Below are 21770 nucleotides of genomic sequence, written 5' to 3' on the forward strand. Positions count from 1 at the left end.
AGCACTCAACTGCCGTCACCACGAGCGTACTCAAGACAAGATCTACCAAGTATCTTCAAGCATCCGCGGCCGCGATGCCATCCAGCCGCCGATCAACAGCACACCCACCGCGACCAGCAGCATCGCGAACGGCCACGTCCAGCCGTGGGTGTATTCGTGCAGCACACCGAACAGCAGCGGACCCAGGCAGCTCAAGGCATAGCCCAGCCCCTGCATGAAACCGGACAATGCCGATGAACCGGCCGGTGTGCGCGTGCGCAGATTGATCAACGTCAATGCCAGCGGGAACGTCGATGGTCCGAGGCCGAGCAGTGCCACCCACAGCGCCGGCAACAGCATGGGCGCGAACAGCAGGCCGGCGAATGCGGTCACGTGGCAGGCCGCGCATGCGAGGATCAGGGGGAAAGGATTGCGCACGCGCACGGCCAGTGCCGGCATGCCCAGGGCGCTCAACAGGCCGAGCGTGGAGAACAGCGCCACCATCACGCCACCGAAAGCGGGTGTGGCGCCGGCTTCGGTCAGCAGCTTCGGCAACCAGGTGAACATGGAGTAGGTGATCAGCGAGGTGGTGCCGAACATCAGCGCCAGGCCCCAGGCGATCGGTGAGCGCCAAGCCTTGCCGCGCACGGGCGGAGCGGTCAGCTCGGGTGCTTCGTCGCCATCCTTGCAGGCATGATCATGGACTTGCGCCAGCGCCGATGACTTGCGTCGTTCGGCGATCAGCACGCCGACCCACGGCACGGCGGCGATGAGCGCGGTCACGGCCCAGATGCCCATCGACCAGCGCCAGCCGGCGGCGTCGGCGAGCGGTACGGCGAGCAATGCCGGCAGAATGGTGCCAGCCTGCAGCACGGTGAGGTAGATCGTGCTGATCGTGCCGACTCGATCGGCGAAATAGCGCTTCACCAACGGCGGCAGCACCACGTTGCCGATGCCCATGCCGGCGAGGGCGATGATCGAGCCGAGCATGAGCACGCCGATGTTGCCGGCGAACGAGCGCAGGATCAGGCCGGCCGCGGCCAGCAGCATCGACAGCAGCGCGGTGCGCTCCAGGCCGAGGCGGTGCGCGATCGAGGGTGTCGTCACGCCGAGCAGTGCGAACGAGGCGGTGGGCAGCATGCCGAAGACGCCGGCGACGGTGGCGCTGAACCCGAACGTATGTCCCAACGAATCGAGCAGCGGCGTCAACGAAGTGACGGCCGTGCGCAGATTGAACGCCGACAGGGCGATGCCGGCCAGCACCAGTGCCGCGCCCTTCACCTGGGGTGTTGCGATGGCACTAGGAGATGTTGTCAAGCGGGTCATGGATAAGAACTCGAATGCATCCGAGCAAGGATGGCCACGGAGTCGCCGGACCATGCGTGACGGATGCCATCTATAAGATTGCACGGATACGCGGAATCGCGCATCTGCGAGAAGAATTCGTCTATGGGAGTCGGCCGGACGGAAATGTCCGGGAATACTCCAGTATCAGTTTAACCGGGGTATGTGACGAACACGTCGGGAAAGCCGCAACGGAGTGTTGCGGACTTTCCGATCGTGCTTTCCCATCGGGGCCGCGATCAGCGATCCGGCGTGAATTCCACCGGCACCAATACCGTCGATGCGACCGGCTTGCCGTTGCGCACGGCCGGCGTGAAGCGCCAGCGCATGACCGTGTCGTGCGCAACGCGATCGAGTTCGCGCACGCGGCTGCGACGCGCGAAATCGACCTTCGTCGGTCTGCCATCCGGGCTGACCGTCACGCGCAACACCACCAGACCGCCTTCGCCTCCGCGCAATGCCTCGCGCGGGTAGGGCGGCTTCGGACTCTGGCCCGGAATCGGCTTGGCTGCCGTCGTCGTCGGACGTGGTTTCTTGTCCTTCTTCTCTTTCTTCGGCTTCTTGGTCTCGGTCTGCTTGGCGACGACCTTCTTCTCCGCCTGCGGCTCGACGGTGTTCTGCGGCGGCGTTTGTGCCTGCTGCAAAACCTGCGTCTGTCGCTGTGCCTCGTCGATGGCCGCCTGCAGTTCCTTGGTGGCCTCCGCGAACGCACTGGTGCCCTGCGGGACCGGGCGATGCAGGACCGGATCGGTATAGGTATGGGAGATCAGCACCAGTGCGCCGACCGCAACGGCGATCAGGAGCAGGCCCAACGGCACCAGCCAGCGGCTCGACTTCGTTCCCGGCAACAGCGTCCGTGATTCGGCGGGTGGCGCGGGTGGCGGGGAGGGTGTTGTCGGCGCGGTCGGCGCGACGGCCGTCACCGACAGCGGGAAGGCGCGCTCCTGATCCATGTGCAGGATCGAGATGCGGCCGCTGTTGAGTTCGGCGGCGATCTCCGGCGTCGCGTGCAGCGCGGCGGCGACCCGATCGAGCGTGATATCGGCCTGCGGGCTCCGCCGTTCCTTGTCCTTGAAGCGCCAGCGGTTGTACTCCGCCCATAGGATCAGCAGGACGGTTGCCGCGATGGCGATCAACGGCAGCGCCAGGATCAGGAACGGATCGATCTGGTGCTCGCGCAGGTACAGCTCGAAGATGGTGGTGCGGATGCCGAACAGCCACAGCACCAGCGTCAGCAGCGGCAGCCACAGATAGAGATACAACGCCCAGAACGCGGCGGTGATGATGCCGAAGAAGGAGCGGTGCAGGGTAGGTTGAGCACTCGGCTTGCTGATGATGCGCGGATCGAATTTTCCCCGGGCGGCGTTCATCGCAACCCCCGGTCCGGGCTGACCCAGGTCGCGCGTTGCCGGCGCCGCTTCAGCAGCGTCTTCGGCACGGCGGTGACCGTGGTGAGCAGGCTGAGCAGCCAGTATGCGATCGGATACCAGATCATCCAGTAGTAGTTGCGGCCGACGCGCGCTTCGTAGCGGCGGTCGATGATCAGGCTGGCCGCGAACTGGGTGAGGCAGACCATGGCCAGGATCACGCCATGCCACGACGGCAGGATGCTGCGCACTTCCAACTGCGCGGGCATCTGCACGAACAGGCCGATCGCCCACAGCAGCATGATGAACACCATGATGTAGGCCCAGACCACGCTGAGCAGGTATTCGAACAGCACCAGCCACATGCGGCGCTTGCGCCAGCTCAGCAGGTCACTGGTATGGCGTAGCATGACCTCGACGCCGCCCTGGGCCCAGCGCAGGCGCTGCTTCCACAAGCCCTTGAGGGTTTCGGGCATCAGGATGAAGCACAGCGCGCGCGGCTCGTAGCGGATGTCCCAATGGTCCATCTGCAGGCGCCAGCTGATGTCGATGTCCTCGGTGATCATGTCGTCGGACCAGTAGCCGATCCGATGCAGGGCGGTACGACGAAACGCGCTGATCACGCCCGAGACCGTGAACAGCCGTCCGTACACGCGTTGTGCGCGCTTGATCATGCCGATGATCGAGGAGAACTCGCCCACCTGCAGGCGGCCGAGCAGGGTGGAGCGGTTGCGGATGCGCGGATTGCCGGTCACCGCGCCCACGCGCGGCCCCGACATCAGATGCCACACCATCCAATGCACGGCGTACTCGTCGAGCAGGGCGTCGCCGTCAATGCAGACCAGGTATTCCGAACGCGCCGCCAGCGCGCCCATGCGCATGGCGTTGGCCTTGCCGAGATTGCGGTCGAGGTGGACCACGCGCAGCCGCTCGTGCTGCGCGGCGAGCTGATTGAGTTGCTCGGCCGTGTCGTCCTTGCTGCCATCGTTGATGGCGATGACTTCGAAATCCGGATAACGCTGCGCGAGCGCGGCGCTGATGGTCTCGCGGACCTGTTCACCCTCGTTGAAGCAGGGGATCAGGACCGAGACCAGCGGCGTGGACGCCAGAGGCGGCGGCTCGATGCGTGGCCGCTCTTTCCGTTCGCGACGGAAGTAGTAGTACAGACCGCCGGAAATCCAGAAGAAGGACATCACGATCGGGTACAGGAACGCGAACTGGAACAGCAGGGCAATCACCGGCGCCATCTTGGCTTTATCTCCTTAAGGGGTAGGGGAACCCGCGCGAGGAAATGATCTCGCGGGCCGTCTCCAGACGCGGTCTGTTGGCGATGAAATCGTCCGGATACCAGGCCAGATGGCGAACGCCCATCGCTTTCAGCTTGCGTGCCTGCTCCAGCAGGGTCTTGTCCGCGATCGGCTTGCGGCTGTTCCAGTCCACCGTCTGCAGTTCGAAGATGGTCTTGTCGAACTTCGGATCATGCTCGCCGACCATTTTCGCCAGGTGCTGCATCCAGCTCCACGGACGGTCGCCGCTGCCTTCCAGCCACGGCATCGCCATCAGCGCGGTGTAGTCGTAGTAACGGTTGAACGTGTCCAGCCGCTGCGCGAACCAGGCCTCGCTGGCGGGATCGATCACGGTGCGCGCGTACAGATTGCGCACCGTCTTCAGCTTCGAGCGCCAGTGTTCGGCGGTGTTCCTCAGATCGAGCGTGAAATCGATCAGCGCCTGCGTGCGCTTTGCGGGATCGTTGCCCAGCGAGGGCAGCTCGTTGTCGCGCAGGAAGGCATCGTCATGGAACAGCAGGCCCTGGAAGCTGCTGCTGGCGGCCATTTCATCGTAGATGCCTTCGATGATCTTGCGCGCTTCCGGCTTGGTGAAGTCGAGGCGATAGACGTCCTTGGAATCGGCATTGGCGATGCCGAGCTCGCGGCGCTTGTCCGCATCCGGCAGTTCGAAACCGAGCACGGGCAGCCAGGCATAGACCTGGGTTTGCGCGCGCGTCTGCAACTGCCAGGCGACGAAGCTGAAGAGATCGGCGCGCATCGGCAGATAGCTGTTCGGGAAATACAGCGCGTCGGCGGAACCGTTGCCGTCGGGGTCGGCGAAGGCCTGCAGGAACACGTAGTTGGGGCCGATCTGCTTGATGCGTTCGATCAGCGCATCGATGTTGCGCGACTGCTGCTGCGGGTCGGCGTCGTAGACCGAATCCAGATCCACCTGCACGGCGCGGATGCCGTCCAGGCGCAGATCGCGGCGCAGGTCGACAGCCAGATCGGCGGCGGTCGGATTGTTGGTGATCAGCATGCGGCCGAGGCCTTCCAGCCCGTGATCCAGCCAGGTCGTGCGGCCTTCGAGGTCGAAGGTCGCGGTCATGCCCAATTCCTTGGAAGTGTCGTTGGCGACGCCGTTCTCGGCGCCATACGGCCAGACCAGCGAACGCGGCGCGCGGCCGAGGTGCTGCTTGATCTTGTCGCGGCTGCGGGCGAGGTCGGCGCCGATGCGGGCACGATAGGCGTCTTCATCCTCGTATTTGCCGTTGGCCGAGTCGTAGAGCAGCGTGACTGCCGCCGGGCGCTGGTTGCCTTGCGGATTGGCCAGCAGGCCCTGGTGCATGTTGTCTGTGTGCGATGCGACCTCGACCAGCCCGGAATCCTGCATTTCGCGCAGCTGTTCCCAGGTGACGAAATCGTCGTGGCCCATCGGGCGGCTGAACTGCACGGTCTGGCCTTGAGGCAGATCGACCCATGCCGTGATCACGGCGACCAATGCCGGGTAGTTGTAGGCGCGCAGCAACGGGAACACCTTGCTGTACACGCTGCGCAGGCCGTCGTCGAAGGTGAGCAGCACCGGTTTGCTCGGCAGCTTGGCGCGGCCGGCCGAGGCGTCGATGACCTGCTGCAGGCTCACCGGGTGATAGCCCTGCGCATTGAGCCAGTCGAGGTGGCCGATGAAGTTCTGCGTGCTGATCGCGAACTGGTCGGGATCGCCATGCGGCGCGACGTCGTCACGCACGTCGTGATAGTTCAGCACCAGCAGCGGCTCCGGCTGCGTAGCCGTTTCGGCTGCGGCCACGATGCCGCCGACGGGCAGCAGGCCGAGCAGCAGCAACAGCAGGCCGAGCGGTCTCAGGAAACGATGACGATGCATGATCTTATTTACCCCAACGGAATTCGGCATCGAAGCCAAGATGACGCTCACGCTGCCCGTCGTAGACCGGGCGCGACCAGTTGACGCCGTAGACCAGCACCTGGCCGGTCGCGAATTGCCATTCGTGTTCGTAGCGCAGCGATGGCACCCAGGCGGTTCCGTAATCCTCCTGCCAGTAGGGCGCGACCGTCACCGTCAGGCGGTGGCGGAAATAGCGCTCGTACTCGCGCCACACGATCTGGTCGGCGCGCACGCCGAATTCCAGCGAGGCATCGCGCGAGGGGTTGAAGTAGGGCGCGTCGTCGCGCGTGCCGCGGCTGGTGTAGATCGAGGCCAGGCCGTTGAGCAGGAAATGCGGTCGCGTGACCAGTCGCTGGTCGAGGTTCACGCCCAGCGACTGGCGGCGGTTGCCGTCGTCGAAACGATAGGCCTGCGCACTGGCCTGCACCGTGGTGAGTTCGCTCGGATGCCAATTGGCGGAAAGCGCGGCGGAGTCGGCGGTGATGCCGAACGCGCGGGCCTGCAGGGAGGCTTCCGGGTCGTACTTGCGCAGCGTCAGGCCGGCGTCGAAGACGTCGCTGAAGCGCCAGCCGACATCGAGGCTGGCGCCGGTGTTGTCGAGGTCGTCGTGGGAACGGTTGGCCTGCAGGTGCACGTCGAGGCGGTCATAGGTGTAGCGCACGCCAAAAGCGCCGCGGCGATCGTGGATGCGGCGGTCGTTGAAGTCGGCGTAGCGGTCCGCGTAGCCGGCGGTGAGACGCCAGCGGTCGCCCAGCAGCGGAGTTTCCGCCTCGATGCCATAGACGCCATCGCGCGAACCGACTGGCGAGACGTTGCTGCTGCCGTTGCTGTCGCTGCGGCCCCAGGCCGCGAATGCGCGCCACTGCCAGCCCACGTTCTGGTTCCAGCGGTCGCGCAGGGTGCGTGACTGCAGGGTGTCGGGATAGACCGTCTGCAATTCGTTGTAGATCGGACGCGCCTGTTCGACGCGCTGCAATTCCAGCAATGATTCGACTTGTCCTGTGCGGGCATCGATGCTTTGTGGATCGAGCGTGCTGGCGATGCGATGGCGTTCCAGCGCGCGTTCGTGCCAGCCGCGGCGATCGTAGATCGAACCGAGCGAGGACTGCACGCCGGAATCATCCGGGCCATAGGCACTCATGGTTTCCAGCGTCTTCTGCGCGCCGGTCAGGTCGCCCGCGTAGGAGCGCACCATCGCTTCGTTGACCTCGGCGTGGTAGCGATCCCAGTTCTCGTAGGGCAGCGGGGCGCCGGGTACGGTGCGCCAGTCGGGATTCGCCTCGACCAGCGCCTTGAGCTCGGGCTGGGCGAGATCGAAGCGCTCGGCTTCCATGAGCGCGTAGGCGTGCATGATCTTGTACTGGACTTTCTTCGGATTGTCGTCCGGGATTGCCTCGATGGCTTTTTCCAGGACCGGAATCGCTTCCTTCGGCCGCTTCTGATCCATCAGCGAGGCGCCGATCGGGATCATCGCGTAGCCCGGGATGTCATATCCTTCGGCGCGCAGCTTCTCGTATTCCTCGACCACCTCGCGATGGCGTTCGAGCCTGTTGAGCAGGTCCAGCCGGTCGTAGCGCATGCGCAACGGCATTTGCGACGCATCGATCCCGGCACGCTTGAGATAGTCCTGATTGGCCGCTTCGACGGCGCGGGCCTCCTCGAGGCGCCGGGTTTCGTCGGCGACGAAGTATTCGCTGGCGGAGGTGAGCCGTGCCAGACGATCGAGCTCGATGCGCTGCGCCTCCTCGGCGCTGAACAGCTGCGGCTTGGCCTGATACAGCTGCCAGGCGCGCTCGCGGGAGCCGATCTCGCTCAGGGTGTGGACGCGCAGGACGTAAAGCGTGTCGTCGTCCGGATACTTGGCCGCGGTCTGCTCGATCAGGGAGAGGGCGGGGAGCCACTGCTTCTGGTCGCGCAATTGCCGGATCTCGGAAAGAGCGCTGTTTAGGCCCGAGGGCTGGCCGGTGCCGGACTGTGCCCAGGAGGGCGAGGCGGCAGCGGTCGCGAGCGCAACCGCCAGTGCGAGGCGGCACATCGATGGAAAAGTCGGCATTGGAGCCCCAGCGTGTTGCGGCGAGTTATGAAATGCGACTTAAGTCACACAATTCGTCAGAGTAAGCCAGAAATCGTCAACGAAGTCTGAACTCAGGCTTTCGAATCTTCACAAACATGAACCACTTGACGCCTGGATATCGTCACACGACCGGTGTGAGCGCGCAGAGAACCCAATCACAGAGCCACGCCCCGGGTAGACGCGTGGATACGCGTCCGTGGAATTCGAAGAGGGGCGGGAGGAGAAATCAAGAAGATGGTCGGGGAGACAGGATTCGAACCTGCGACCTCTACGTCCCGAACGTAGCGCTCTACCAGACTGAGCTACACCCCGACTTGGGTGAGCCGCGCATTGTAGAGATGCGGGGTGGGGTCGGGCAAGCGTTCGTTCGCATTCCGGTGCCGGCGGGAAGATCGCGGGTGTTCGACCCGGCGCCACGCATGCGGGGCGCGTCGCCCTTGCGCGGGTTCCGCCGGCGTGGTCAGCCGCGTTGATTCTCCGTGCCATCGCGCCGGATGCAGCGGATGTCCGGCCGGCGTGATGCCAAGCGCGAGCCCCGCGACGTTAAACTGTAGGCAGCAATGCGCAGACGATCTGCGCCGGAGTCCTCCCCTTGATCAAGCCACGCACGCCCCCGGGCGTCCTGGAGCTGTTGCCCCGCGACCAGATCGCGTTCCAGCGCATGCTCGACACCATCCGCACCACGTTCGAGCGCTTCGGCTTCCTGCCGGTGGAGACGCCGGTGTTCGAGCTGTCGGAAGTGCTGCTGACCAAGTCGGGTGGCGAGACCGAGCGGCAGGTGTATTTCGTGCAGTCCACCGGCGCGTTGGAGAAGGCGGGTGACGGCTTGCCCGAGCTCGCACTGCGCTTCGACCTCACCGTGCCGCTGGCGCGCTACGTCGCCGAGCACGAGCACGAACTGGCCTTCCCGTTCCGCCGCTACCAGATGCAGCGTGTCTACCGAGGCGAGCGTGCGCAGCGCGGCCGCTTCCGCGAGTTCTACCAGTGCGACATCGACGTGATCGGCAAGGATGCGCTGTCGCCGCGCTATGACGCCGAGATTCCCGCGGTGATCCACGCCGTGTTCTCCGCCTTGAACATCGGCGAGTTCACCATCCAGCTCAACCATCGCAAGCTGCTGCGCGGCTTCTTCGAGGGGCAGGGCATCGCCGACGATCAGCAGGTCGCGGTGCTGCGCGAGATCGACAAGCTCGACAAGCGCGGCGAGGATGCGGTGCGGGCGACGCTGGCCGGAGAAGGCTTCGGCCTGTCTGATGAGGTGATCGACCGCCTGATGACGTTCTCGCGTGTGCGTTCCAGCAATCATGACGATGCGCTGGCGAAGCTCGACGCGCTTGGTGCCGGAACGCCGCTGTTCGAGGAAGGCCGCGACGAATTGCGCGCGCTGCTGCAGCGGCTGCGCGCGATGGGCGTGCCGGAGTCGAACTATGCGATCAACCTGTCGATCGCGCGCGGCCTCGATTACTACACCGGCATGGTGTACGAGACGCAGCTCGATGCGCATCCGCAGATCGGTTCGATCTGCTCCGGCGGCCGCTACGACAATCTCGCCAGCCATTACAGCAAGTCGAAGCTGCCGGGCGTCGGCATCTCGATCGGCCTGACGCGCCTGTTCTGGCAGCTGCGCGAAGCCGGCCTGATCGCGACCGCGGAAAGTTCGGTGCACGTGCTGGTCTCGCTGCTCGACGACTCCGCGCTCGATCACGCGCTGGCTTTGTCGCAGCGCCTGCGCGCGGCCGGGCTCAATGTCGAAACCCAGCAGGAGCCGCGCAAGTTGGCGAAGCAACTGCAATACGCCGATCGCGCCGGTATCCGTTTCGTGGTGATCCGTGGCGAGGACGAAGCCGCGAAGGGTGTGGTGACGGTGCGCGATCTGCGCCGTGGCGAACAGTTCGAAGTGGCCGATGCCGAGATCGCCTCGGCGCTGCGCACCGAGCTGGAACAGGCCAGGTTGGAACAGGCCAAGCTGCAACTGCGCGCGTCGCCACAATCCTGAGCATGAGGTCCAGATGAAAGCGATTCGACTCGATGGACGCTCGCTCACGCGCGCGCAGCTGTGCGCGGTGGCGCATGGCGCGCAGGTGGCGTTGGACGAGGGCGCGCTGACGGCGGTGGCCCGCGCGGCGGATTTCCTCGCCGAACAAGTGCGCCGCGAAGAACCGATCTACGGCGTCTCCACCGGCTTCGGCAGCAATGCCGACAAGCTGCTGGGCGCGCATCCGCTGCGCGATGAGTTGCCGGGAGCCGCGCCTTCCGGCCGTTCGCTGCACGCGGAGCTGCAGCAGAAGCTGATCGTCACGCACGCGGTCTGTGTCGGCGAGCCGCTCGCGACCGAGGTGGTGCGCGCGATGCTCTGCATTCGCATCAACACGCTGCTACACGGCCACTCCGGCATCCGCGTGCAGACGCTGCAGGCGCTGGCGGCGATGCTCAACGCCGGAATCGTGCCGGTGGTGCCGGCGCTGGGCTCGGTTGGCGCGTCGGGCGATCTCGCGCCGCTGTCGCATCTGGCGATCGTGCTGCTGGGTGGCGGCGAAGCGTTCTACGGCGGCGAGCGCCTCCCCGGCGCCGAAGCGCTGCGTTGCGCAGGCTTGGAACCGGTGTCGCTGTCCTACAAGGAAGGCCTGGCGCTGAACAACGGAACCGCGCAGATGCTTGCAAGCGGTGTACTTGCGGTGCAGCGGATGGAGGAGCTGCTCGACACGGCCGATCTCGCCGCGGTGATGACCATCGATGCTTTCGCGGGACGCCTTGGCGCGTTCGCCGAGGAAGTGCATGCGCTGCGCCCGCATCCGGGACAGGTGCATGTCGCGGCGCATCTGCGCGAGCTGCTCGGCGGTTCTACGCTCGCAGACATTCCGTATCACCTGGTGCCACGCTTCCGGCAATGGCTGCCCGCGAGCTGGGACACACCGGAAGCGCAACAGCTCAGCTTCGATATCGGCTGGGACTGGGTGCCGTTCGGCCAGCGTCACGGCCGCGAGAAGTTCTACAAGCGCTTCAAGCCGTTCCGCGGCGGCAAGAAACATCAGCCGCAGGACAGTTATTCGTTGCGCTGCATCCCGCAGGTACACGGCGCGGTGCGCGACGCGGTGGCGCAAGCCAAGCGCGTGTTCGACATCGAACTCAACGCAGTTACCGACAATCCGCTGGTGTTCCCGGACAAGCAGGCCGAGCACGTCGAGCAGCAGGTGATCTCCGCCGGTCATTTCCACGGCATGCCGTTGGCGCTGGCGATGAGTTACGTGAAGGCGGCGATCCCGGTGCTGGCCTCGATCAGCGAGCGGCGCCTCAACAAGCTGGTCGATCCGGCCACCAACGACGGCCTGCCGGCTTTCCTGATCGGCAACGAGGACGGCACCGAATCCGGCTTCATGATCGTGCAGTACACCGCGGCGGCGATCGTCAACGATCTGGCCAGCCGCGCGCATCCGGCCAGCGTGTACTCGATTCCGACGTCGGCCAATGCCGAGGATCATGTTTCGATGGGCGCCAACGAGGCGCGCCATGTGCTGGCGATGGCCGACGACCTCGGCAAGGTGCTCGCGCTCGAACTGATGACCGCCGCGCAGGCGCTGGATCTGCGCCGCGACATGATCAACGCCGCGCGCGATCTCGCCGACCGCGCCGACGCCCGCACGTTCGCCGCGAAGGTGCAGGGCGGTCCGGCGCCGGATCATCCCGACTACGCCGGATTCCTCGCCGAAGTGGAAGCGCTGCGCGCGGAACTGGCCGCCGCCGACGCCTTCCATCCGGGCGCCGCGGTGGCGACCGCGCATGCGGTGATCCGTCGCGAGATCGCCTTCCTCGACCAGGACCGCGCGCTCGACGCCGACGTGGCGGCGGCGGTGCGATTGGTCGCCGACGATACGGTTCTCACGGCCCTGCACGCATGATCGGATCACACGAGGCAAGCTCGCCATGAACTTGACGCTGCACTACGGTTGGCTGGGCGTGCTGGAGGCGGGGGCGATCGCGTTCGCGATCGGTGCGGTGATTTGCCTGATCTGGCGGCCGTTGTGCCGCTTGATGGGATTGGACACCGGCCATGTGATCGGTTGGGCGTCCTTCGCGTCGGTGCTCATCAGCGCCGGTATCGATCTGCGGCATCTGGTGTCGCTGTTCTTCGTCAATCCGGGTTCGCCGGCCTACGCGCAGCAAGCGCTGGCCGGCATCCACGATCCCGATCGCCTCGGGCTGCGTGTATTGCTCGAAATCATCGGCGCGTTGACGGGTGTCGTGCTGGTCTGGCTGGCCTATGAGCAGATCGGAAAGCAGCGTCCGCGCGACTGATCGAGTCGCCGCGGATGGCGGGATCGATGAGACGCCGTCGTCGCGATCAGGATGCTCCGTTCGCGCGGCCGGCTCTCAATCGCCATGCCAGCGCGCCCGCCAGCAGGGACGGCAGGAATAACGCGGCCTCGCGACCGCTGCCGGGCAGGGCGGCGAGTAGGGCGATCGCGGGTCCGGGACAGTAGCCACTCAATCCCCAGCCGAGACCGAACAACACGGCGCCGATCGCCAGCGGGCGATCGATGCGGGTGGCGAGTGGCAGCTCGAAGGACGTCGCCAGCAATGGTGCCCGGCGTCGCAGGATCAGCGGGAACAGAACGCCGGCGACACCGACCGCGCCACCCAGCACGAACAGGAGGCTGGGATCCCAATGACCACCGAGGTCGAGGAATCCCAGCACCTTCTCCGGCAACGTCATGCCGGACAGCGCCAGCCCGGCGCCGAACACGAGACCCGCGCCAAAGACGGCGGACAGCGCGCGCGATGTGCTCATCCCAGCCATTCCGGAAGATGACGCAGCACGCTCGCCGTCAGCAGGCCGACGCCGAGGAAGATCACGGTCGCGACCAGCGAGCGCGGCGAGCGGCGCGCCAGCCCGCAGACGCCGTGGCCGCTGGTGCAGCCATTGCTCATGGCCGTGCCGTATCCCACCAGCAGGCCCGAGACGATCAGGAGCCAAGCCGGTACGCCGGCACGACCGAGCGGCGCCGGCACGCCGAGCCGATACAGCAGCGCGGCGCCCGCGATCAGGCCAAGCAGGAACAGCGCACGCCAGGCGAACTCGAAACCGCGCGACAGCGGCAGGCTGCCGACGATTCCGCTGATGCCGGCGACGCGGCCGAGCACAAGCAATAGCCAGCTCGCGCCGGCGCCGATCAACAGGCCGCCCAGCAGGGCACTCACGGGTGTGAATGAAGCCATCAGCGGAAGCTCGCCAGGAAGTGCGGACTACAGTTTCCACGCATACGCGAAGCCTAGCGAATCCTCGCTCAGCTGGATGTCCGCCTCGCCGCCGCCGAACGGCTGCGGGATCGAGCCGCGTCCGTTCACTTCCTTCTCGAACGCGTGGCTGTAGTAGATGCTGAACTCGCCGCGTTCGCCGGTTTGCCAGGTGGCGCCGAGACTGAGCTGATCCTGCACCGCGCCGGGCGCGAGGATGTTGAAGAAGGTCTGATCATCGGGAATCGGCTGCTCCGCATGACTGAAACCGGCCCGCAGCGTGAGCCTCGGCGAATAGTCGTAGCTGGCGGCGATCTTGTAGACATCGATGTCGCGCCAGCCGAAGCCTGGTCCTTGTTTTCCACCCAGGGGCTGGCCTTGCAAGAGCGGTGCCAGCGAATTCCCGACGGATTTGGTTTTCGAGTAATAGATGCGCTGCACGTCGGCCAGCAACGTCAATTTGTCATTGGCGCGGAACGCGGCGCCGATGCTGGCGTTCTGCGGAATGTCGAAGCCACCGTTCTCGGCGAACAGGCCTTCGTAGTCGTCGAAATGGCCTTCGATCTTCGAGGCCCAGGTCGCGCCGAAGCTCAAGCGCTCGTCGAGGAAGCGGCCGGTCCAGCCCAAGCGCACGCCCACGCCGGTGGAGGTGGAATAGTCGTTGCCGGTGAGTCTGTCCGGCGCCAGCGATGCGCCGGCGAATCCTTCCAGCCCTTTCGCGTAGAAGCGCTGCACGGCGAAGTTCAGGCCGATGCCGATCGACTGCTGTTCGCCCACCCGGAAGGCCAGGGACGGTGTGAGGAAGATCTGCTGCAGGTTCACGCCCGCCGAGCCGCGGCCGCCGAAGGCGCGATAGGGGTTGCGGCGGTAATCGGTGTTCATGCCGCCGTTGCCGGTGAGCGAGAGGCCGAAGGACACATCGTCGTTGATGCGATGGGTGTGGCCGGCCTCCGGCAGCAGGAAATATTCGCGGGCGTTGCCGGAATACTCGCCATCGGCGCCAAACGCGTTGCCTTCGATCGTCGAGGAGCGATCCGGGCGGAACACGGTCAGCCCGACATCGACGCGATCGCCGACGAACAGGATGCCGGCCGGATTGATGAATCCGGCCAGCGAATCGACCGGGAACGCGGTGCCGGCGCCGCCGAGGCCGTTCGACTTCACGCTTGGGCCATTGCTGAAGTACCCGTTGGTGGCGAAGGCGCTGAAGGGCAGGGATGCCATCGCCAGGGCGAGAATGCCCAGGCCGCGCGCGCCCTTGCGGCGCGGCAGGAATGCCGACGTTTGCATGTGGAACCTCGTTTACGACGTGGGGAATTCCGATATAGCCGCGTGCGTGAGTCCCTCCAAACCATTGTTTTGCATCACGACAGAAGACGTGGATATATGTGCTTGATTTTGTTCAGAGACGTGAGGGGGATGAGAAATCCGTCGCCGGGCCAACACCTGCTGTCGGATCGGGATCACCGGCTTGACGAGTCCGTTTTCATGAATTAATGTATTAACACGCTAATACATTAATTCGATGAAACAACGACTCGAACCCCTGCCGGAACGCGATGCCGACGCCTCTTTCAAGGCGCTGGCGCGGACGCTTGCCAGCCTGAGCCGTCCGCAGGACGTCGCGGCCTTCCTGGAAGACCTGTGCACGCCGGCCGAGATCGAAGCCATGGTCGACCGCTGGCGGGTGGTGCCGCTGCTGCTGGAAGGCGTGCCGTACCGGGAAATCCACGAGCGCACCCAGGTCAGCGTGACGACCATCGGCCGGGTCGCGCGCACGCTCGAACGCGGTGCGGGCGGCTATGCCATCGCAGCGCGTCAGCTACCGTCTTCGCGCCAGAAAGCGTCGCACTGAGGAATCCGATATGAGTCTCACTGCCGCCGCGACCGCGCGCGATCGTCTGCGCATCGCTATCCAGAAATCCGGCCGCCTCAGCGAGCCCGCGCGCGCGCTACTGGCCTCGTGCGGACTGTCGTGGCGCGAAAGCCGCGACAAGCTGTTCTGCTACGGCGAATCGCTGCCGGTCGACCTGCTGCTGGTGCGCGACGACGACATTCCGGGGCTGCTGGCCGACGGCGTCTGCGATTACGGCATCGTCGGCCGCAACGTGCTCACCGAGCAGGCGGGCGAGCGCGCCGAGCGCGGACTGCCGCAGGTGGCCTTCGAATTGCGCGCGCTCGGTTTCGGCGGCTGCCGTCTCGACATCGCCGTTCCCGAGGAGTGGCAGTGGGAAGGACCGGCGCAGCTGGAGGGACGGCGCATCGCCACGAGTTATCCCTATCTGCTGCAGAACTGGCTGCGCGAGCAGGACGTGCAGGCGACGGTGGTCACGCTGTCCGGTTCGGTGGAGATCGCGCCTCGGCTTGGACAGGCCGATCTGGTCTGCGATCTCGTATCGAGTGGCGCGACCCTGACCGCCAATCACCTCAAGCCCGTGACGACGCTGCTGCAGAGCGAAGCGGTGCTGGCCGGTCCTCAGGTACCGTTCGCGGATGCGCGCGCGGAACTGGCGCAGTTGCTGCTGCGTCGTCTGGAAGGCGTGCTGAAGCTCAAGGACAGCCGCCTGTTGCTGTTCCAGGCGCAACGCAGCGCGGTGCCGGATCTGCTCAAGCTGCTACCGGATGCGGAAGCGCCGACGATGATGCAGGTGGACGGTGCCGATACATTGGCGCTGCAAGCACTCTGCCATGGCGCGATGACCTGGCAACGGCTGGAAGACCTCAAGCATGCCGGCGCGCGCGGCCTGATGGTGGTGCCGGTGGAGCGGACATTGGCATGAACGCGGCGATGCGAACCGGAGTCGCCGTGTCACGTCTCGATTGGGCCGTGCTCGATGCCGCCGCGCGCGAGAACGCGCTGCAGCGGGCCACGCAAGCGACTTCACGTCAGACAACGGAAGCAGTGGCCGACATCCTCGCGCGCGTGCGCGAGGGCGGCGATGCGGTGCTGCGTGAGCTGGGAACGCGCTTCGATGGCGTGACATTGCCGTCACTGGAAGTGCAAGGCGAGGAATTCGATTCCGCCGAGGCGAGCGTCCCCGCGGAACTGCGCGCGGCGATGGTGGCGGCCATGCGCCGCATCGAGGCTTTCCACCGCGCCGGCATGACACAGCCATATGCCGTGGAGACCGCACCGGGCGTGGTGTGCGAACGCGTCATCCGTCCCATCGCGCGCGTCGGCCTGTACGTGCCGGCGGGTAGCGCACCGCTGCCATCGACGGCGTTCATGCTGGGTGTGCCGGCGAAACTCGCCGGTTGCCGCGAAACCGTGTTGTGCACGCCGCCGCGACGTGACGGCACCGCCGATCCCGCCGTGTTGGTGGCGGCGAGGCTCACCGGCGTGTCGCGTGTCTTCAAGCTGGGTGGCGCGCAAGCGATCGCGGCGATGGCGTTCGGCACGGAATCGGTGCCCACATGCGACAAGTTGTTCGGGCCGGGCAATGCCTACGTCACCGAAGCCAAGCAGCAGGTCGCGCAGTCCGGTGCCGCCGCGATCGACATGCCGGCGGGGCCGTCGGAAGTGCTGGTGATCGCCGATAGCGGCGCCAATCCGGCGTTCGTGGCGGCCGATCTGTTGTCGCAGGCCGAGCACGGCCCGGATTCGCAGGTGCTGTTGTTGTCCGACAATGCCGATTTGTTGTCGCGAGTGGAGGCGGAGCTCGCCGAGCAGCTCGCTCAGCTGCCGCGTGCTGAAATTGCACGCACATCCTTATTGCGCTCGCGCCTGATCCTGGTGCAGTCGCTGGAGCAAGCTTTCGAGATCAGCAATACCTACGCGCCCGAGCATCTGATCCTGGCGCTGCGCGAACCGCGCGCCTGGCTCGATCGCGTGCAGGCCGCGGGCTCGGTGTTCCTCGGCGACTGGACGCCGGAAGCGCTCGGCGACTACTGCAGCGGGACCAATCACGTGCTGCCGACGAACGGAGCCGCACGCGCGTACAGCGGCGTGAGCGTCGCCAGTTTCCAGAATTTCGTCAGCGTGCAATCGGCCACGCGCGCCGGCATCGACGCCATCGGGCCGGATGCGGTGACGATGGCCGAGGCCGAAGGGCTCGATGCGCACGCCAATGCGGTGTCGCTGCGATTGAGCCCAGCGGTCGCGCGCCAGGACGATCGCAGGGAGGCCAGGGGATGAGCACGCTGCTCGATCTCGTCCGTCCTGATCTGCGTGGCTTCGGCGGCTACAAATCCGCACGCAGCGAAGCCTTGCGCGGCGATGTGTGGTTGAACGCCAACGAATCGGCCTGGGCGAATCCCGCCGATGCCACGGCGTCCAGCCGGCGTTATCCCGATCCGCAGCCACTCGCTTTGCGCGCCGCGCTGGCATCGCTGTATGGCTGCGAGCCCGAGCGCTTGCTCATTGGCCGTGGCAGCGACGAGGCGATCGATCTGCTGGTGCGCGCATTGTGCGTGCCGGGACGCGATGCGGTGCTGATCGCACCACCCGTGTTCGGCATGTACGCGGTCAGCGCGCGGTTGCAGGGCGCGTCCTTGCTGGAAGTTCCTTTGCGTGATGGCGAAGCCGGATTCGTTCCGGATTTCGATGCCATCGCCGATGCGGCGTTGTCGCAGCCGGTGAAGCTGGTGTTTCTGTGTTCGCCCGGCAATCCGACGGGCGAAGCGCTCGCGCTGCGGGAGATCGAGGCATTGGCGGACAAGCTCGCGGGACGGGCGCTGGTGGTGGTGGACGAGGCTTACGGCGAGTTCTCCGGAGCAGAGTCCGCCACGACGTTGCAGGCGCGCTGCGAGAATCTGGTCGTGCTGCGCACCTTGTCGAAGGCGCACGCACTGGCGGCCGCGCGGATTGGTTGCGCGATCGCTGATCCGGCCCTGATCTCGGTGTTGCGTGCCTGTCAGGCTCCGTATCCGGTACCGACGCCTTGCGCGGAGCTTGCGCTGGCGGGTCTATCGCCGCAGGTGCTGGCGGAAACCCGGCAGCGCGTCGCGCTCGTGCGCGCGGAGCGCGAGCGTGTGCGCGAGGCATTGGTGAAGTTGCCCGGCGTGAAGCGTGTCTATCCGTCGCAGGGCAATTTCCTGCTGGCACGCTTCGGCGATGCGGAGACGGCGTTTCGCGCGCTGTTGGGCGCGGGTGTGGTGGTGCGCGATCAGCGCGCGGCGCCGCAGCTCGGCGACGCTTTGCGCATCACGATCGGAACGCCGCAGGAGAACGACCGAGTGTTGGCAGCGTTGAAATCTTGTTCTGCCGCGGGCGGAACGGTGACGCGGGAGGCGGCGGCATGACCACGCAGACACCGGTCCTGTTCGTCGACCGCGACGGCACCCTGATCCAGGAGCCGGCCGATTTCCAGATCGATGCCTACGAGAAGCTGCGCTTCGTCGACGGCGTGATCCCGGCGCTGTTGAAACTGCGCGATGCCGGTTACCGCTTCATCATGGTCACCAACCAGGATGGCCTCGGCACCGAGGCATTCCCGCAAGCCGCCTTCGACGGACCGCACGCATTGATGATGCAGATCCTCGAAAGCCAGGGCATCGTGTTCCGCGATGTGCTGATCGACCGCAGCTTCCCGGCGGACAACGCGCCGACACGCAAACCCGGCATCGGGCTGGCGCTGCCGTATCTGAAGGACAGAAGCATCGACTGGACGCGCTCGGCGGTGATCGGCGATCGCGAGACCGATCTGCAGTTCGCCACGAATCTCGGCATTCGCGGCTTCCAGCTGCATACGGCGCAGTTCGGCGGCGAGTGGGACTGGGCCACCATTGCCCACGAACTGGCCGACGCGCCGCGACGCGCGACGGTGCAGCGCGATACCAAGGAAACCAAGATCCGTATCGTGCTCGATCTCGATCGCAGCGCCGATCCGCGCGTGCACACCGGCCTGCCGTTCTTCGATCACATGCTGGAACAGATTGGCAAGCACGGCGGCATCGCGCTGGAAGTGCGGACCGACGGTGACCTGCACATCGACGAACACCACACCGTCGAGGACACCGGCCTCGCGCTCGGGCAGGCGTTGCGCGAGGCGCTTGGCGACAAGCGCGGCATCGGCCGCTACGGCTTCACACTGCCGATGGACGAAACCTTGGCCAGCGCGGCGCTGGATTTCAGCGGCCGGCCGTATTTCGTCTTCGACGGCGCATTCCGGCGCGAGCGCGTGGGCGATCTGCCCACCGAACTGGTGCCGCACTTCTTCCGTTCCGTCTGCGATGCCGCCGGCCTCAACCTCAACCTGCGGGTGCGCGGCGACAACGACCACCACCAGGTCGAGGCCTGCTTCAAGGCGTTCGCGCGCGCGCTGCGCCAGGCGGTGCGGCGTGAGGGCACCGAATTGCCGACTACCAAGGGTCAGCTGTGAGGGGCCGGCCATGAGGGAGCGCGTGACGGATGTCGCACTGATCGACGCGGGCGGTGCCAACCTCGGCTCCGTGCGCTATGCCCTGGAGCGGCTCGGGGTGACCCCGCGCATCGTCCGCGACGCCGACGAGTTGGCCGGCGCCGACCGGGTGATCCTGCCCGGCGTGGGCGCGGCTGCACCGGCCATGCGCGCCCTGCGGGCCCAAGGGCTGGTGGAGGCCCTGCGCGATCTGAAAGTGCCGCTCCTAGGCGTCTGCCTGGGCATGCAGCTGCTGTACGAGTCCTCGGAGGAGGGGGAGACCCCCTGTCTGGGGCTGCTTCCGGGGCGGGTGAAGGCGTTGCGGCCGGCTCCGGGAATCCGCATTCCGCACATGGGGTGGAATGCCCTGTCCTGCGTTACAGGAGATGGACTGTTGCAAGGCATCCGGGACGGCGATCGTGCCTACTTCGTGCACGGCTACGCCGCCCCGGTCGACGTGGGCGTGTCGGGGACCAGCGTGCTGGCCACCGCGCATCACGGCGAGGCCTTCGCAGCCATCGTCCGGCATGGACTGTATTTCGGCGCGCAGTTCCATCCGGAACGATCTTCGGCCCTTGGGTCACGGCTGCTGGAGAACTTCATCCGATGGGTACCATGAACGCATATGTGCTGCGCGAGACCTTCCAGATCTACCCGGCCATCGATGTCCGTTCCGGACGCGTGGTGCGGTTGGCGCAAGGTGACTATGCGCGCGAAACCCGTTATGCCGACGACCCGTTCACGCTCGCCAAGAGCTATGCGGATGCGGGCGCGCAGTGGCTGCATCTGGTCGATCTCGACGCCGCCCGCAACGGTGGCTACACGCTGGGCGATCTGCTGCGCCGGCTCAAGGCGGAAACGCCGCTCTCGGTCCAGACCGGCGGCGGCGTGCGCAGCGAGGCCGACATCGAACGTCTGCTGCAGGAGGGCGCAGATCGCGTCGTGGTCGGTTCGCTTGCCGTCACCGAACCCAATCGCGTGGTGCGCTGGATCAACCGCTACGGGAACGAACGCGTGACCGTGGCCCTGGACGCCTGGTGCGGGCAGGATGGCCGCTGGTTCCCCACCAGCCACGGCTGGACCCAGCCCGGCCGCCGCAGCCTCGGCGATCTGGTGCGCTTCTATTCGCGCTCCGGCTTGCGCCACCTGCTGTGCACGGACATCGCCCGCGACGGCACCCTGGCCGGCCCCAATCTGCAGCTTTATCAACTGCTGCGGCAGTGGGCGCCGCGACTCGAATTGCAGGCCTCGGGCGGCGCCCGCGATCTGGACGACGTGCGCGACGCGCGCGGCGCCGGTTGCGCGGGCATCGTGCTCGGCAAGGCCCTGCTCGAAGGCAGGTTCGACTTGCCACAGGCGTTGCGGTGCTGAGCCGACGCATCATTCCTTGTTTGGATGTGCGCGACGGCCGTGTCGTCAAGGGCGTGCGTTTCCGCGATCACGTGGACATGGGCGACATCGTCGAACTGGCGATGCGCTACCGAGACGAAGGTGCCGACGAACTGGTGTTCTATGACATCGCCGCGAGCCCGCAGGGCCGCAGCGTCGATCGCGGCTGGGTGGAGCGCGTGGCGCGGTCGATCGATATTCCGTTCTGCGTCGCCGGCGGCATCCGCAGCGTGGAGGATGCGCGCGCCGTGCTGCATGCCGGCGCCGACAAGATTTCGATCAACACACCGGCGCTCGAACGGCCGGCATTGATCGGCGAGATCGCCGAAGCCTTCGGCGTGCAATGCGTGGTGGTCGGGATCGATTCGCTGCGCGACGGCGACGGCCAGTGGCGCGTGCGCAGCCATACCGGCGATCCGGACAACATGCGCGCCTTGTCCAGGCGCACCGTCGATTGGGTGGTGGAAGCGCAGGAACTCGGTGCCGGCGAAATCGTGCTCAATTGCATGGGCAGCGACGGTGTGCGCGGCGGTTACGACATCGCGCAATTGCAGGCCGTGCGCGCGTTGTGCCATGTGCCGCTGGTGGCTTCTGGCGGCGCCGGTGCGCCGGCGCATTTCATCGAAGTGTTCCGCGACGCCGATGTCGATGCCGCGCTCGCCGCCAGCGTGTTCCACAGTGGGCAGATCGCGATTCCCGTGCTGAAGCGCGAACTGCGCGAGGCTGGGATTGAGGTGCGTGATGGTGAGGGAGCGCGCGCTTAGCGGATGCCTTCAAGGCGTCCGCTGCGCTCCCGAACGCCCGGCCATGGATGGCTGGGCAGAGCATCCGCAGACGGTACTGTTGCGCCATGGAAGGCATCGACGCTCTTTTTTG

The 21770-nt window shown here is 66.1% G+C and carries 19 protein-coding genes and 1 tRNA gene; 11 read left to right on the top strand and 9 right to left on the bottom strand.

Annotated elements, in window-relative coordinates; all coding sequences use genetic code 11:
* Positions 1-42: 42 nt before the first annotated feature.
* The 6 genes from LG367_RS04855 to LG367_RS04880 form a co-directional block, all read right to left on the bottom strand.
* The gene (locus LG367_RS04855; protein ID WP_226468110.1) at positions 43-1305 is read right to left on the bottom strand and encodes a CynX/NimT family MFS transporter; all 1263 of its coding nucleotides are present in this window, start codon (positions 1303-1305) and stop codon (positions 43-45) included.
* 257 nt (positions 1306-1562) lie between these two features.
* A complete protein-coding gene (pgaD, locus tag LG367_RS04860) occupies positions 1563-2693 on the bottom strand; it encodes a poly-beta-1,6-N-acetyl-D-glucosamine biosynthesis protein PgaD (RefSeq protein WP_226468111.1) in 1131 nt (376 codons plus the stop codon).
* Positions 2690-3937: a poly-beta-1,6-N-acetyl-D-glucosamine synthase gene (gene pgaC / locus LG367_RS04865; RefSeq protein ID WP_226468112.1), complete on the bottom strand. Its 1248-nt coding sequence runs from the start codon at positions 3935-3937 to the stop codon at positions 2690-2692. Before pgaC ends, pgaD begins: the two co-directional genes overlap by 4 nt.
* A gap of 7 nt (positions 3938-3944) precedes the next feature.
* The gene (pgaB, locus tag LG367_RS04870) at positions 3945-5840 is read right to left on the bottom strand and encodes a poly-beta-1,6-N-acetyl-D-glucosamine N-deacetylase PgaB (protein WP_226468113.1); all 1896 of its coding nucleotides are present in this window, start codon (positions 5838-5840) and stop codon (positions 3945-3947) included.
* A gap of 4 nt (positions 5841-5844) precedes the next feature.
* Positions 5845-7896, bottom strand: a complete 2052-nt coding sequence (pgaA, locus tag LG367_RS04875) for a poly-beta-1,6 N-acetyl-D-glucosamine export porin PgaA (protein WP_226468114.1) — start codon at positions 7894-7896, stop codon at positions 5845-5847.
* Between the two features lie 274 nt (positions 7897-8170).
* Positions 8171-8247: transfer RNA gene (locus LG367_RS04880), tRNA-Pro, on the bottom strand.
* Positions 8248-8527: 280 nt separating this feature from the next.
* Here LG367_RS04880 and hisS point away from each other — a divergent pair.
* Genes hisS through LG367_RS04895 form a run of 3 tightly spaced genes read left to right on the top strand, consistent with a single transcriptional unit; the run spans position 8528 to position 12228 of the window.
* Positions 8528-9931 (top strand): histidine--tRNA ligase, encoded by a 1404-nt coding sequence (gene hisS, locus LG367_RS04885; RefSeq protein ID WP_226468115.1) that lies wholly within the window; start codon positions 8528-8530, stop codon positions 9929-9931.
* A gap of 13 nt (positions 9932-9944) precedes the next feature.
* Positions 9945-11831, top strand: a complete 1887-nt coding sequence (locus LG367_RS04890) for an HAL/PAL/TAL family ammonia-lyase (protein ID WP_226468116.1) — start codon at positions 9945-9947, stop codon at positions 11829-11831.
* A gap of 25 nt (positions 11832-11856) precedes the next feature.
* Positions 11857-12228 (top strand): hypothetical protein, encoded by a 372-nt coding sequence (locus LG367_RS04895; protein ID WP_226468117.1) that lies wholly within the window; start codon positions 11857-11859, stop codon positions 12226-12228.
* 46 nt (positions 12229-12274) lie between these two features.
* On the opposite strand, the gene LG367_RS04900 is transcribed toward LG367_RS04895, so the two are convergent.
* Genes LG367_RS04900 through LG367_RS04910 form a run of 3 tightly spaced genes read right to left on the bottom strand, consistent with a single transcriptional unit; the run spans position 12275 to position 14457 of the window.
* The gene (locus LG367_RS04900; protein ID WP_226468118.1) at positions 12275-12721 is read right to left on the bottom strand and encodes a DUF6691 family protein; all 447 of its coding nucleotides are present in this window, start codon (positions 12719-12721) and stop codon (positions 12275-12277) included.
* Complete coding sequence (locus LG367_RS04905) at positions 12718-13149, bottom strand: YeeE/YedE family protein (protein WP_226468119.1); 432 nt, start codon at positions 13147-13149, stop codon at positions 12718-12720. The genes LG367_RS04900 and LG367_RS04905 overlap by 4 nt, the downstream gene beginning before the upstream one ends.
* Before the next feature lie 27 nt (positions 13150-13176).
* Entirely contained in the window at positions 13177-14457 is a 1281-nt protein-coding gene (locus LG367_RS04910) for an OmpP1/FadL family transporter (protein ID WP_226468120.1), read from the bottom strand.
* Positions 14458-14692: 235 nt separating this feature from the next.
* On the opposite strand from LG367_RS04910, the gene LG367_RS04915 reads away from it, so the two are divergent.
* From LG367_RS04915 to hisF, 8 genes are read left to right on the top strand one after another with little or no spacing between them, the layout of a single operon-like run.
* Positions 14693-15022 (top strand): YerC/YecD family TrpR-related protein, encoded by a 330-nt coding sequence (locus tag LG367_RS04915; RefSeq protein ID WP_226468121.1) that lies wholly within the window; start codon positions 14693-14695, stop codon positions 15020-15022.
* A 10-nt stretch (positions 15023-15032) separates the two neighbouring features.
* The gene (hisG, locus tag LG367_RS04920) at positions 15033-15947 is read left to right on the top strand and encodes an ATP phosphoribosyltransferase (RefSeq protein ID WP_226468122.1); all 915 of its coding nucleotides are present in this window, start codon (positions 15033-15035) and stop codon (positions 15945-15947) included.
* 26 nt (positions 15948-15973) lie between these two features.
* The gene (gene hisD / locus LG367_RS04925; protein WP_226468123.1) at positions 15974-17302 is read left to right on the top strand and encodes a histidinol dehydrogenase; all 1329 of its coding nucleotides are present in this window, start codon (positions 15974-15976) and stop codon (positions 17300-17302) included.
* Complete coding sequence (gene hisC / locus LG367_RS04930) at positions 17299-18408, top strand: histidinol-phosphate transaminase (RefSeq protein ID WP_226468124.1); 1110 nt, start codon at positions 17299-17301, stop codon at positions 18406-18408. Before hisD ends, hisC begins: the two co-directional genes overlap by 4 nt.
* The gene (hisB, locus tag LG367_RS04935; protein WP_226468125.1) at positions 18405-19487 is read left to right on the top strand and encodes a bifunctional histidinol-phosphatase/imidazoleglycerol-phosphate dehydratase HisB; all 1083 of its coding nucleotides are present in this window, start codon (positions 18405-18407) and stop codon (positions 19485-19487) included. Before hisC ends, hisB begins: the two co-directional genes overlap by 4 nt.
* A gap of 22 nt (positions 19488-19509) precedes the next feature.
* Positions 19510-20124, top strand: coding sequence for an imidazole glycerol phosphate synthase subunit HisH (gene hisH / locus LG367_RS04940; protein WP_226468126.1), 615 nt, complete (start codon positions 19510-19512; stop codon positions 20122-20124).
* On the top strand, positions 20121-20876 hold the full coding sequence (locus tag LG367_RS04945; RefSeq protein ID WP_226468127.1) for a 1-(5-phosphoribosyl)-5-[(5-phosphoribosylamino)methylideneamino]imidazole-4-carboxamide isomerase: 756 nt from the start codon (positions 20121-20123) through the stop codon (positions 20874-20876). Before hisH ends, LG367_RS04945 begins: the two co-directional genes overlap by 4 nt.
* Positions 20870-21658, top strand: coding sequence for an imidazole glycerol phosphate synthase subunit HisF (hisF, locus tag LG367_RS04950; protein WP_226468128.1), 789 nt, complete (start codon positions 20870-20872; stop codon positions 21656-21658). The genes LG367_RS04945 and hisF overlap by 7 nt, the downstream gene beginning before the upstream one ends.
* The last annotated feature ends 112 nt before the right edge of the window (positions 21659-21770 follow it).

This window comes from Luteimonas panaciterrae (assembly GCF_020511115.1).
Taxonomy (GTDB): domain Bacteria; phylum Pseudomonadota; class Gammaproteobacteria; order Xanthomonadales; family Xanthomonadaceae; genus Luteimonas; species Luteimonas panaciterrae.